This is a genomic window from Thermoleptolyngbya oregonensis NK1-22 (assembly GCF_032705245.1).
Taxonomy (GTDB): domain Bacteria; phylum Cyanobacteriota; class Cyanobacteriia; order Elainellales; family Elainellaceae; genus Thermoleptolyngbya; species Thermoleptolyngbya sichuanensis.
In genome coordinates this window covers 2362764-2375702 of the sequence record NZ_CP053540.1, presented here as the reverse complement: position 1 = coordinate 2375702, position 12939 = coordinate 2362764, and the positions used below count along the sequence as shown (strand labels likewise).

Here is a 12939-nt window from a genome sequence, read left to right as displayed (position 1 = left end):
AGTTAAGTCAGAACGGGTGTTTTAGGGGTGTCTTAAAGAGACTGCTTAGGTCAGTAGACCATTCAAGATCATTCGCAAAACATACGTCGGAACGTTCTCCGGATCATTGCTCTGAATCATTCTGACGATGCCAGATTGAATGAGTCGGCGGGCGATCGCCCTAAAGCCCGAATCCCTTGCAATATCCGTATTCCAGCTTAAAATAGGCGGTCTGGGCTGCGGCGGAAATGATGTAAAAATTGACGTGCCAATTTGGTAAAGGGGCGATTTGGTGGGGCCGGTGGCCAAGACCCACGGGCGATCGCCCACCTTCTGCGGCCTGCGTATCCTGCTGAACTTGCCGGACAAATTTCCTCCCTCTACTCTGAAGTATCTCGAAGTTCTCTCCATCAGCCCGCTGCCCCCATGCGTACCTTCCCCACGCCTGAAGCCCTCAAACGGTTTCCCTTCGGACTCGCCGATATCGCCGTGATTCTGGGCACGATCGCCCTGCTCGCCTTGATTGGTCGCCTGGGGGCAGACATGATGGTTCGCTTTGCGCCGCCCGAAGTCTCACCCGAAATCGACCTCGACCCGCGCAATTTGCCTTACTATGCCGGGCGCTCGACGCTGCGGATGTTCATCGCGCTGGGGTTCTCCACCCTGTTTACGCTGATCTATGGGTATATTGCTGCCCGCAGCCGCCGCGCCGAGCGCATTATGATCCCGCTGCTGGATATTTTGCAGTCTGTCCCCGTGCTGGGGTTTCTGTCGATTACGGTGACGGGATTTATTGCGCTATTTCCGGGTAGCCTTCTGGGGCTGGAGGCCGCGTCGATTTTCGCCATCTTCACCAGCCAGGTCTGGAACATGACCTTTTCGTTCTACCAATCGCTGCGGACTGTGCCGCAGGAACTCATGGAAGCGGCTCGGCTATACCGACTGTCGGGCTGGCAGCGGTTTACGCAGCTAGAAGTCCCGTCGTCCATGATTGGGCTGGTGTGGAATGCCATGATGAGCTTTGGCGGAGGCTGGTTTTTTGTGGCGGCTAGCGAGGCCATCAGCGTGCTGAATCAGGAATACACGCTGCCGGGAATTGGCTCCTACGTGGAAAAGGCGATCGCCCAGGAGAACCTCTCTGCCTTGGGTTGGGCAATTCTGACCATTGCCATTGTAATTATGCTGGTCGATCAACTGTTTTGGCGACCGATTGTGGTCTGGTCAGACAAGTTCCGCCTAGAGCAAAGCGCCGCCGCTGCACCACCCACCTCCTGGGTCTATGACCTGCTGCAAGCGGCCCGCATTCCGCGCACGCTGGGTCGGCTGCTGCGCCCGCTTGGAGAATCAACCAAGCGGCTTCTGTCTGCCCTCACGCCGCCGCGCACGACCTATCGAGCAAGCGATGGATCGGGTGAACCTGGTGAAAAGGGCGATCGCCTGTTTAATATCATCCTGCTGCTGATCATTGGCGCAATCATCGCCTGGATGCTGCATTTCATCTTTAGAACGGTCGGCCCTGCCGAAGTCCTGAAGACATTCTGGCTGGGACTGCTGACCCTGCTGCGCGTGATGGTGCTGATGGTCATTGCAACCCTGATCTGGACTCCCATCGGCGTAGCGATCGGGTTCAATCCCAAGCTGGCAAGACTCTTGCAGCCCGTCGTGCAGTTCCTCGCGTCTTTCCCTGCAAACTTTATTTTCCCCTTTGCCACCCTTTTCTTTATCCGCACCAACATCAGCATCGAGTGGGGCAGCATTCTGCTGATGGCCCTGGGCGCTCAGTGGTACATCCTATTCAACTCCATCGCCGGAGCCCAGACAATTCCCACCGACCTGCGGGAAATGGCAGACAACATGGGGCTGCGGGGCTGGCAGCGCTGGAAAAAAGTGATTATTCCGGGCATCTTTTCGGCATGGGTGACGGGCGGAGTCACGGCTAGCGGCGGCGCTTGGAACGCCAGCATCGTGTCCGAGATAGTCTCCTGGGGAGCCAACACCCTGACTGCTACAGGGCTGGGAACCTACATTACCGAAGCCACTACGGCTGGCGACTGGCCCCGCATCACGCTGGGCATTGCCATGATGAGCCTGTTTGTGGTGGGCTTCAACCGCCTATTCTGGCGGCGGCTCTATGAGCTAGCCGAAACGAAATATCATCTCTAGAAAATTCCCCTAGGAAATTTCCCTCAAGAATTCCCCTCAAAAATTCCCCTCAAAAATCCCTGATTTTTCCCCCTTAGGAGCGCCCTATGACCCCTGCGACTCGTTTGGACACTGCCCTGATTGCCGTTGAGCAGGTGAATAAAAGCTTTGCCTCTCCTGAAGGGAAAGGGAGTTTTACGGTTCTCAGCAACATCAACCTTGCGATTTATCCTGGCGAGGTTGTCGCTTTGCTCGGCCGCAGTGGCAGTGGCAAAAGTACGCTGCTGCGAATCATGGCGGGGCTGCTTCCGCCCAGCGAGGGCAGGGTCTACAGCAACGGGCAACCCCTCAAGGGCACGAATACCGATGTGGCGATGGTGTTTCAGAGCTTTGCGCTGTTGCCCTGGCTGACGGTGCAGGAAAACGTTGAACTGGGGCTGGATGCTCAGGGCGTGGAGCTGGCAGAACGACGGCGGCGATCGCTCGAAGCGATTGACCTCGTGGGGCTGGACGGGTTTGAAAGCGCCTATCCTAAGGAGCTATCGGGCGGCATGAAGCAGCGGGTCGGCTTTGCCCGGGCCTTGGTGCTACGTCCCAAAGTGCTGTTTATGGATGAACCGTTTAGCGCCCTCGACGTGCTGACCGCAGAAAACCTCCGAGGCGAAATTGACGACCTTTGGAATGCAGGCCAGTTCCCGTCTCAAAGCATCTTGATCGTCACCCACAACATCGAGGAAGCCGTGTTTCTGGCCGATCGGATTGTGGTGCTGGGTGCCCGGCCCGGCTGCATTCGCGGCATTGTTACGGTCGATCTGCCCCGCTCCCACGATCGCACGCATCCCCGGTTCACCGCCCTAGTGGATTATCTCTACACCGTCATGACCAACCCTGAGTTGCCAGTGACCGGGGAAGTCATTGCTGCGGATGCGGTTTCTGCCGCCGAGGTCAAGGGTGCGGCGGCCAGCAGCGTGCAGCGATCGCCCTACGGCATGAATCTACCCCATGCCCGCGTCGGCGGCATCAGCGGCCTCCTGGAACTGCTGGTGGAAAAGCCCAATGGACAGGAAAACCTGCCCCGCCTGGCCAAGCGCCTGGGCCTGACGGTCGATGATTTGCTGCCCATTCTGGATGCGGCCGTTTTGCTGGGCTTTGCGACGGTCGCTGGCGGAGATGTAGGGCTGACGGAGGCGGGTCGAGACTTTGCCACCACCACCATCCTGCAAAGCAAAGACCTGTTCCGACAGCAGCTTTTGCGCCATGTGCCTGTGTTTGACAGTATTTGCAGCACCCTCCGCGAAAAGCAAAACGGCTCCATGCGGGCAGACTTTTTCCTGGATCTGTGGGACGAACATTTTCCCCACGCTGAGGCAGAGCGCCAGTTTGCGACCGCTGTAGATTGGGGACGCTATGCAGAGCTATTTGAGTATGACGCAGACGAGGAGCGGCTTTATCTGCCAGAGGTACAGCCTGTGATGTGAGCAAGCTGTGATGTGAGCAAGCTGCTGGAGTGGGGCATCCAGGGGCATCCAGAAGCATCTAGAAGCATTCAAAAAGACTGGTCTGGAGACTAGCCTGGAAGGGCGATCGCCCTCGTGCTTGCCTATCTGCACCCATCGGGCAGCATCCACTTGGCAAATCGCCCCAATTGCGCTGATAGCATAGAGGAGGCCGCGCCCAGCGCTCGGTCGCTTTCGGAGGACTTTTGATCTGTTTGCAGCCCATCCATGACCGAACTCCCCACCCACGCCATCCAGCCCGCCGTCGCCGCCAGCGATAGCTGGTTCGACTATCCTGTGCGCGTCCAGCCCCACCACACCGACTATGCAGGCGTGGCCTGGCACGGCACCTACATCGCCTGGCTCGAAGAAGCCCGCATCGAGTATCTGCGCTCCATCGGCGTAAACTATGAAGACCTCGTGGCGATCGGTTGCGAACTGCCCGTCGTCGAACTCTCGCTGCGCTATCACCGGGCGATTCAGATGGGCGCAGGGGCGATTGTCCGCACTCGGTTGCAGATGGACGGCGTGCGCCTCAACTGCGACTACCGCATCCAGTCTCCCGATGGCGAAATCCTCTACGCCACAGCCCAGGTTACGCTTGTCGCCGTGGATCGCGAAAAGGGCAAGATCATGCGCGTGCTGCCGCCAGCGGTGAAGAGTGCGCTGATGCGACTGGCGAGTCCGTGATCAAGGGTCAGGATGATAAGTTGCTCAACACAGAAAGGGAAAACCCAAAAACAAAACCCTTTCCCTCTTCGTTCTTCCCTCTTCCCTCTTCGTTCTTCCCTCTCAATTCCCCATGTCTGTTATCGTCTTCGGTAGCCTCAATATGGATCTCGTCGCCCGCACGCCGCGTCTACCCAAGCCGGGTGAAACGCTGACGGGGCATAGGTTTGAAACCGTGCCGGGGGGCAAGGGCGCAAATCAGGCGGTGGCGGTGGCGCGGCTAGGTGTGTCAACGGCGATGGTGGGGCGCGTGGGCGGCGACGGTTTTGGACAGGACTTGCTGCGGGGGTTGCAAGAGAGCGGCGTGACGTGCGATCGCATCTTGATTGACTCCAGCACTCACTCTGGCATCGCCATGATCGCTGTTGATGATGCCAGCGAGAACACCATTATTCTGATTCCCGGCGCAAATGGTCGCGTCGATGAAACGGACGTGGCGCGGCTGACGGAGATTTTGCCCCAGGCGAAGGTGCTGCTGCTGCAACTGGAAATTCCCCTGCCGATGGTGGTTGCCGCAGCCAGGGCCGCCAAATCTGCTGGGGTGACGGTGCTATTCGACCCCGCCCCCGCCCGCACGGATCTGCCTGACGAGCTATTTCCGCTGATCGACCTGATCACGCCCAACCAGGTGGAAACGGGCCAGCTTGTGGGGTTCCCGGTGACCAACCTAGAGTCGGCTCAAAAAGCGGCGGCCGTGCTGCACGAGCGAGGGGTGGGCACGGTTATTAGCAAGCTGGGCAAAGCCGGAGCGGTCTGCATGACGGCGGACGAAACCTTTGAAATTCCCAGCTTTCCCGTGCAGGCTGTGGATACGGTGGCCGCAGGCGACTGCTTTAACGGCGGGCTGGCGGCTGGGCTAGCGGCTGGCCTAACGCTCCGACAGGCGACGACTCAGGCGGCGGCGGCGGCGGCGATCTCGGTGACGCGACCCGGCGCACAGCCCTCCCTGCCCACCCGCGAAGAGCTACGCGCCTTTTTGCAGGCGCGATCGGTCTTGCTGCCCGGTTTCTGATGGGCGAGGTTTTTCAGCGCCCGACTGATAGCAGCGCTACAGCAGCCTGTGCAAAACGTCTTAATCTGGGCATAGGCGTTTGCTGCGGGGGGCAAATTCTGGGCTGCGTTCCTCGCAGTTTCTGAACCTAGAAACCTACCCCCTCCTGCCCCTTGCCCTTCGATTCCCGACCTTTCTGTCCTATGACCACTGCCTACGCTACGCCTTCTAGCGATGCGACGCTTCATGCCATTCGGGGCGCGTTTCTGGATTTTCTGGATGATCCGTATTACGTGCCGGAGCCAGAAAGCGTCCGCTACATCCACGATGGGCTGATGGTCTTGGAGAACGGCTGCATCAAGGCACTGGGCGACTATGCCACGCTGCGGGCGGAGTATCCCGATGTGCCCGTGACCCATCAGCGCGATCGCCTCCTGGTTCCAGGATTCATCGATACCCATGTGCATTACCCCCAGACGGAGATGATCGGGGCCTACGGCGAACAACTGCTGGAGTGGCTGAATAAGTACACGTTTCCAACGGAGGCAAAGTTCAAAGACAAGAATTATGCCCGTCAGGTGGCGGCCTTTTTCCTAGAGGAACTGGTAAAAAACGGCACGACGACGGCTGTGGTGCTGGCAGCGGTGTTTCCAGAGTCCGTGGATGCCTTTTTTGAAGAGGCGCAGCAGCGCAACCTGCGGATGGTGGCGGGCAAGGTGATGATGGATCGCCATGCACCGGAGTATCTGACGGATACAGCCGAGAGCGCATATACAGACAGTCGGGCCCTGATCGAGCGCTGGCACAAGTGCGATCGCCTCCTCTATGCCATCACGCCGCGCTTCGCCATCACCTCTACGCCAGAGCAACTGCGGGCGGCGGGCAAGCTGCTGGAGGAGTTTCCTGATGTCTACCTACACACGCACCTGTCAGAAAATCTCAAAGAAGTAGCGTTTACTCTGGAGCTATTTCCAGAGTGTACCGATTACCTGAATGTGTATGAATCCTTTGGGCTAGTGCGCGATCGCTCGATTTTTGCCCACGGCATCCAGCTCAGCGATTCCGAATTTGAGCGGCTATCGCGGTCGGGCGCAACAATCGCCTTTTGCCCCACGTCGAACCTGTTTCTGGGCAGCGGACTCTTCAACTTGAAAAAGGCCAAATCGCCCGAAGCGCCTGTGCAGGTGGGGCTGGCGACCGATGTGGGCGGCGGTACGAGCCTCTCGATGCTGCGGACGGCCAGCGAAGCCTATAAAGTGACCCAACTGCGGGGCGATCGCCTGTCTGCGTTCCAGACGTTTTACATGATGACGCTGGGGGGAGCGCGATCGCTTTTGCTAGACGACAAAATTGGCAACTTCCAGGTGGGCAAAGAAGCTGATTTGGTGGCGCTAGATCTACAATCCACACCGATCCTGGCGAAGCGAAACCCCGTCGCCGTGCCCGCTGATTTTCAGGAAATGGCGGATTCGGTCTTTGCCACAATGATCCTGGCAGACGAGCGGGCGATCGCCGCAACCTATATTGCCGGACAGCTTGCCTACGAGCGAGATGCAAAACCGTAAAGCTTTGCAACGGTTTTCGTCGCATTCGGGCAAAAAATGCCTGTTGGTTACATAAAATACACCGACTGTCGGGTAACGGTGTTATCCCTAGTGTCAACTTAATAACCAACTAATACCCAACTTAATATTCAACTGAAAACGCGAACGTAGTAAACTCTCGGTTCAACGCTGGGGCGATCGCCCACAATCCACTTCTCCAACCTCAGCCCCAAAGCTCCAAAAAAAAGCGGAGCTAAATGCATAGCCCCGCGTCCCACTAGTTGAAAAAGCCAGCAATTTCTGATGAAATCTGAAAACCGCTTGCTTTGATTTTCTCTAAGCTGTCTCAATTCATGCGCTTGCAGCTTTACAGGTTCTGATCCAAACTGCCCTGAGCATCCTTGCAATCGGGTTAGCAGGCTCTAGCTATTTATTTAAATCTATCTAGCTATTCGCCGCTTACACTGATTGAACAGCGCCCGACACCTGAACGTTACAAGAGCCTTGAAGATGCGGATGAACGATTCAAACCACTTGCGCTAGCTGAGAACCGAAGCGAGACTACCGACTACCGACTTGAAGCGAGTGAAAGCTCATCGGACTCATCTTCCGACAGCCGCAAACTGGGGAACAGGAAATGGTTTTCCTCGACATACTGCGCCCCAAAAAGCCCCTTCTCTGCCCAGAAATAGCGATCGGTGGTGTGTTCGTTTCGCTTGACGAGCAGCAAGGCCGGTGGCGCAATGCCCTCAGCCTGAATGAACTTTCTAGCAGCCGTGACGGGTTTATCTTCGCCACTTTCAATACTGTACTGAGGCACCAACTCCAGGATTCTACGCCCCTCTAGGCGGCGACGACTCTTACGCTTACGTCTCCTTGCCAACCTCCTGACCTCCTCTCTCTCTAGGAATAGATGTAACTGTAGTTACAAAAAACTAAACCGTCGCCAGTATAGTGTCCTGGTCTCAAAATTTCAACTTCTTTTAACCTACCGACATAAAATCTTAGAGATGTCGGCTTAGAAGCCCCGATATTTCGCAGAATTGCTTAATTTATCTGCGGCGAGACTTAACATTTCGTTATACTCTGCCGCCCGTCCAAGGCACTGTAAACCTGCTGAAGCCCCGCTCAGGCTTGGCCGTTTGTCATCTGTCTGATGGTACAGGTGCTTGGCACAGTCCCTGAGCAGATGCCTCCTTAAGATCTAGCCAGATCAAACCCTCTTGCATCCAATGTGTCAGCAAAACCAATTGGGCGCATCCCAGTTCTGCAAGTTTGCCCTCATTCCCCAACCCCTTCTCCCAAAAAGAGAGAAGGAGAGCCGGCTTGAAAGTCCCTCTCTGGAGTTGTGTGGCGACCCTTGACAAAATCCCATGACAGGGAATTGGGGTGAGGGTTACAACAGTGGGATCACCGAGCCAATTTTTTGTTGATCTTGTACTTGCATGTAAGTCAATTAGCAAAGTACTCCTAGAGCCTGCCCTACCCCGTTTTTCATCCGTCTGACGCTCATATCGCTTCTATAATGAGTGGCTAATGGGGATCGAGCATTTGCAATCCCTTTTGAAACGGCATATCGCATTTCCTTGCGGGGTGAGGTACGCGCCACCCTAGAAAAGTTAGAGTTTTGTGCCCCTCTCAGAGGGTGTTTGAAAAGGTATCGCCTGTAATGTTAAGCACTCAGAGATCCCCCCTAGCCCCTCTTAAAAAAGGGGGGAAACCGCCTTAAAGTCCCCCTTTTTAAGGGGGAATTAGGGGGATCTTGCACGCTTTGCTACAAACAGTAGGACTTTTCAAACATCCTCTCAGCTTCAGAAATGCTGTAATAGCTTGCAACATGTTGATGCCAGCCAGTCCTGAGTTTGTTTTGCTTTGTCAGGCGCAGATTGCAGCGCTGACGCAGGGGCTTGGGGCTGCTTTGAGCGTGGTGTATTTAACAGACGACCCAACAGCGGGCGGCGACGCTGATCTAACGCCTGTCGCGGCCTATCCCGAAGAGGCCGTGGCTTGGAGCCAGGAACAGATTCTGCGGCTGTTATCGGGCGGGCCGTCTAGCACCCCCTTACCCCCCCAACGGCTGTTGGCGGATGCAGAGCGATCGCCCGCCTCTCCTCCCAACTCTGCCTCAACGCCACAGCAATCGGAGCGCCCGCCAGGAACACCAAACCCTGCTTTTCAGAGTGCTGCTGGCCCTGCTGCCGAGCCGGGACTATACTCCCAGAAAATTGTCCTGCCGCTAGTCTATGAAGGCATGATGATGGGGCTGTTGGTGACGGCTTGTTCGGATTGCCTCTGGGGAGAACAGGAGCAGAGCCAGGTCGAGCATATTGCCCAAACGCTGGCGATCGCCCGCTTGCTCGATCAGCGATCGCAGTGGGCTGAGTTTGAGCTACACCAGCGCCAGGTGTTGCAAAGCCAGCAGCGCGACCAGATGGATGATCTGCTGCACCAGTTTCGTAATCCGCTGACGGCGGTTCGCACCTTTGGCAAACTGCTGCTGCGTCGCGTCCAGCCGGAGGACGAAAACCGCACCGTGGCAGAGGGCATCGTGCGTGAGAGCGATCGCCTGCAAGATTTGCTGCGCCAGTTTGATACCGTCATCGATCTCGACCCTGCTTCCCTGCCCGAAGCCAGTCCTACATCGCCATCCCGTGATGCAGGGGTTCATTCTGGCAGAGCGCCCTTGGCATTGCCATCCCAGGCAGTCCCAACCCCGTCAGAACCCCGCTCCGTGACCGGGCAAGTGCAGCTCGAAGCGCTGGATTTGGCGGCAGTGGTTGCGCCGCTGATCAATTCTGCTAGGGCGATCGCCCAGGAGCGGGGTCTGACGCTGCACACTGACTTGCCGCCCGACTTGCCGCCCGTGTGGGGCGATCGCCGCGCCCTGCAAGAAGTTCTGAATAACCTGCTAGACAATGCGCTGAAATACACCCCAGCGGGCGGCACGGTGCGATTGGTTGGCGGCATCGAGCGCCAGTCGGAGACGGGGAACAGGCAGCAGGCGATCGCCATTCTCGACACCGGTCCCGGCATTCCCAAAGCCGACTTTGAGCATCTGTTTGAACGACACTTTCGCGGCGTACAGTCCCAGGGCGAGATTCCTGGAACGGGGCTAGGATTGGCGATCGCCCGCGATCTCATGTCTCAAATGCAGGGCGAAATCCAGGTCTTTAGCCCAGCCGACGAGAGTGGATTAATCGAACCCGGCACTTCACCCGGCACTGCCTTTTTGGTTTGGCTTCCAATCCATGTCGCCAGCCAGGATTAAGCTTTCCAATGAGTTCCTTAAGCTATCAATATTTCCTGACGAAATTGCGACGTTTGTGTCGCACAACAACTTGTCTTTCCATGCAGTTACGTATATCCTGCTACCAAATGGAATATTGTTGCTCTAAGGCAATCTGTTTTCCGTCTTATCGGGGTTGACATTGAGCGCAATCTTGACTTTGCGCGATTCCGTTTAAATTCACAGATTAAGTGTCTAGATCCCTAGCCACATTCTTTTGAGGAGCTTGTGTAAATATGTCCCTTCCTGTTCCCCTTACAAAGCGGCTAATCGCCGAGTTTATCGGCACTTTCTGGCTGGTGCTGGGCGGCTGCGGCAGCGCTGTGCTGGCAGCAAACTTTCCCTATGGTGACGGCGGCAACGCCCTCGGCTTGGGCTTTCTGGGTGTTTCCCTGGCCTTCGGTCTAACGGTGTTCACCCTGGCCTATGGCTTCGGCCACATTTCTGGCGCACACTTCAACCCCGCCGTGTCCTTTGGTCTGTGGGCGGGCAAGCGCTTCTCTGGTGCAGACCTGCTGCCCTACATCATTTCTCAAGTGCTGGGTGCAATTCTGGCTGGCGGCGTGATTTACCTAATCGCCCAAGACCGTCCCGGCTTTGCGCTATCCGGTTCCAACCCGCTGGCAACGAATGGCTGGGGTGTGCATTCCCCCGGTGGCTATGGCTTCTGGTCGGCTCTATTAATCGAAGTTGTGCTGACCTTTGTGTTCCTGCTGGTCATCCTGGGTTCCACCGATCGCCGCGCCCCCAAAGGCTTTGCCCCCGCTGCCATCGGTCTAGCGCTGACGCTGATTCACCTGATCAGCATCCCGGTCACGAATACCTCGGTCAACCCTGCGCGAAGCACGGGCGTTGCTCTGTTTGCGGGTCTATCTCACGTTTCCCAACTGTGGCTTTTCTGGCTGGCTCCCATTGGTGGTGCTGTTCTGGCTGGGTGGCTCTACTACAGCGTGTTTGAGCCTTCTGTCACAACGGAAGAGTACGTGCGCGAGCGGGAAGTCGTGTAGGAAATGGGAACTGCTGAAGCAGGCTAACCCCTGCTGACGACTCTTAAACACCTTCAAGACAAATGCCTGGGGCCTGGCTCCGGGCATTTTACGTTTGAAAGTCTTGGCTCACGTCTTGGCTCACATTGATTCTCAATTTTGGACAGGACTTATATCAAATCTCCAAAGATTTGCTACACATGGGAAGATTAGAGCTAGCCGCTATGATGAGAGTCCTCAAAATCGATATCGCTGAAATGATGCTCTATGTGTAGAGGGTATTTAGAGAATTGATATTACTACTCTGTAAATTAAGTATCTGATGGTTTTACTCCCACTGGTTCAGGTCGAATGTTGTCGTAGTGACGACTAAGTTTGCTCCTGGCAGTTTCAATCGAAAACTGCCAGTCGATTTTGATATGTTGCTCATGACGTTCTGCAACCAACGCTAAAACTTGCCGTTTTAATTCTTCTATCGTAGGAATGCGTTGATGCAAGCAACCGCGTGCCAACGCCGACAACTCAATCTCAATCATGTTGAGCCAACTCGCGGATTTCGGTGTGTAGTAAAACTCAAACCGTTGAGCTAAAGCGAACGCCTCGGCCGCAGGTAAATTTTCATAGAAGGAACTGGCATTGTGGGTGTTGAGATTGTCTTGTATCAGGCGAATTTTACAGGCCTGGGGGTACTGAGTCGCCAGCGCTTGGCAGAACAAGGTGTATTCTCGTTTGGTGCGTTGCGGGTACACCTGAGCTAGACGGTTTCCCGTTAAGGGTTCAATTGCCGCTAACAAGGCACAAGAGCCATTTTTTTCATAGCTGTAGTGTTCTTTGTAGACATGACCCGCTCGCATCAGCAACGGGGCAACAACCTCACCGATGAGAAAACAGGGACGCTCATTGAAGCAGACCACCGGGTAGGCAGGGTCATAAGGTTGGGCGTACAACCAAAGGATCTGTTCCATTTGAGCAATAAAGCGGCTATCCAATTGACCCAGACACCACGTCTGCTTGAGGTGAGGCTTCAACTCGTTTTTTTGAGAATCTTCGCGACTTGCGTATGTGAAATGCTCTGGCAATAGTTCAGTTCAACCGCCTTATCCGCCAGCAGACGCAAGTCCCAGCGGTCATGACCGACCGGGGCTTCACTACAAGCTAAGGCCGTAATCTTGGCTCGTTGCTCACCATCAAACTCGATTGGGCGACCCGAGCGGGGCTTGTCATGCAGCATCTGCAATCCTTCCTGTTCATAGCGCTCGCGCCATGCCCGCACCGTCGTCTCTGAGACACTTAAGGTCGTCGCAACGGCACTTACGGGTTTGCCTCGGTCAAGTTCCAGTAAACCAGTCGCCCGCTTAAACTGCCGGGCTCCCAGTTGACCCTTACGCAACAAATTCTCTAGGTAATCGCGGTCGGTTGGACGCAGTTCGACTTGGCACTTTTTCATCTCTACTCAGCTAACAATAGGACTGTGAACAGTCTACTACTCACTCGCTTGAGTCCAAAAAACTTAATTTACAAAGTAATTACGCATTTGCGATAGGTTTTCTGGGTTTTGGACGATTTCTTGCGGGCTGCGCCCACGAGAAATCGTCCAACTGCGTAAGTCCTATTTGGATTTGCGATTTTGGATAGTCAAGCGTCTGCGGAGCTTCCAGCGATTTCAGGTGTCGCACTACTTATTATTAAAAGTTAGAAGAGGGAACCTCGAAAAATTCAGATCCTCTTGAGAATGGCTACTAGAAAACAAGGGTTTCAGGCTTCTAAAATTCTCAATAAGGCAATT

At 55.6% G+C, this 12939-nt stretch carries 10 protein-coding genes; 7 read left to right on the top strand and 3 right to left on the bottom strand.

Annotated features, from left to right (window positions below; translation table 11 throughout):
• Positions 1-405 precede the first annotated feature (405 nt).
• The 5 genes from HNI00_RS10295 (at position 406) to guaD (ending at position 6902) form a co-directional block, all read left to right on the top strand.
• On the top strand, positions 406-2142 hold the full coding sequence (locus HNI00_RS10295) for an ABC transporter permease (RefSeq protein WP_420156345.1): 1737 nt from the start codon (positions 406-408) through the stop codon (positions 2140-2142).
• A gap of 86 nt (positions 2143-2228) precedes the next feature.
• Complete coding sequence (locus HNI00_RS10290; protein ID WP_316793006.1) at positions 2229-3599, top strand: ABC transporter ATP-binding protein; 1371 nt, start codon at positions 2229-2231, stop codon at positions 3597-3599.
• A 246-nt stretch (positions 3600-3845) separates the two neighbouring features.
• A complete protein-coding gene (locus HNI00_RS10285; protein WP_316793004.1) occupies positions 3846-4307 on the top strand; it encodes an acyl-CoA thioesterase in 462 nt (153 codons plus the stop codon).
• A gap of 112 nt (positions 4308-4419) precedes the next feature.
• Complete coding sequence (gene rbsK, locus HNI00_RS10280) at positions 4420-5358, top strand: ribokinase (protein ID WP_316793002.1); 939 nt, start codon at positions 4420-4422, stop codon at positions 5356-5358.
• A 182-nt stretch (positions 5359-5540) separates the two neighbouring features.
• Entirely contained in the window at positions 5541-6902 is a 1362-nt protein-coding gene (gene guaD / locus HNI00_RS10275) for a guanine deaminase (protein WP_316793000.1), read from the top strand.
• 547 nt (positions 6903-7449) lie between these two features.
• Here guaD and HNI00_RS10270 read toward each other — a convergent pair.
• Complete coding sequence (locus HNI00_RS10270) at positions 7450-7764, bottom strand: DUF3155 domain-containing protein (protein ID WP_068512609.1); 315 nt, start codon at positions 7762-7764, stop codon at positions 7450-7452.
• A gap of 960 nt (positions 7765-8724) precedes the next feature.
• Between HNI00_RS10270 and HNI00_RS10265 the strand changes: the two genes are divergently transcribed.
• On the top strand, positions 8725-10149 hold the full coding sequence (locus HNI00_RS10265) for a sensor histidine kinase (protein ID WP_316792998.1): 1425 nt from the start codon (positions 8725-8727) through the stop codon (positions 10147-10149).
• Positions 10150-10403: 254 nt separating this feature from the next.
• Positions 10404-11174 carry an aquaporin Z gene (aqpZ, locus tag HNI00_RS10260; RefSeq protein ID WP_316792996.1) on the top strand — a complete coding sequence of 257 codons (771 nt, stop codon included), beginning with the start codon at positions 10404-10406 and terminating at the stop codon, positions 11172-11174.
• A gap of 290 nt (positions 11175-11464) precedes the next feature.
• Here the strand turns inward: aqpZ and HNI00_RS10255 are convergent, their stop codons facing one another.
• Together HNI00_RS10255 and HNI00_RS10250 are read right to left on the bottom strand one after the other, a co-directional pair.
• A complete protein-coding gene (locus tag HNI00_RS10255; RefSeq protein WP_316792995.1) occupies positions 11465-12142 on the bottom strand; it encodes an IS630 family transposase in 678 nt (225 codons plus the stop codon).
• A gap of 35 nt (positions 12143-12177) precedes the next feature.
• A complete protein-coding gene (locus HNI00_RS10250) occupies positions 12178-12600 on the bottom strand; it encodes a helix-turn-helix domain-containing protein (protein WP_297078364.1) in 423 nt (140 codons plus the stop codon).
• Positions 12601-12939: the final 339 nt, after the last annotated feature.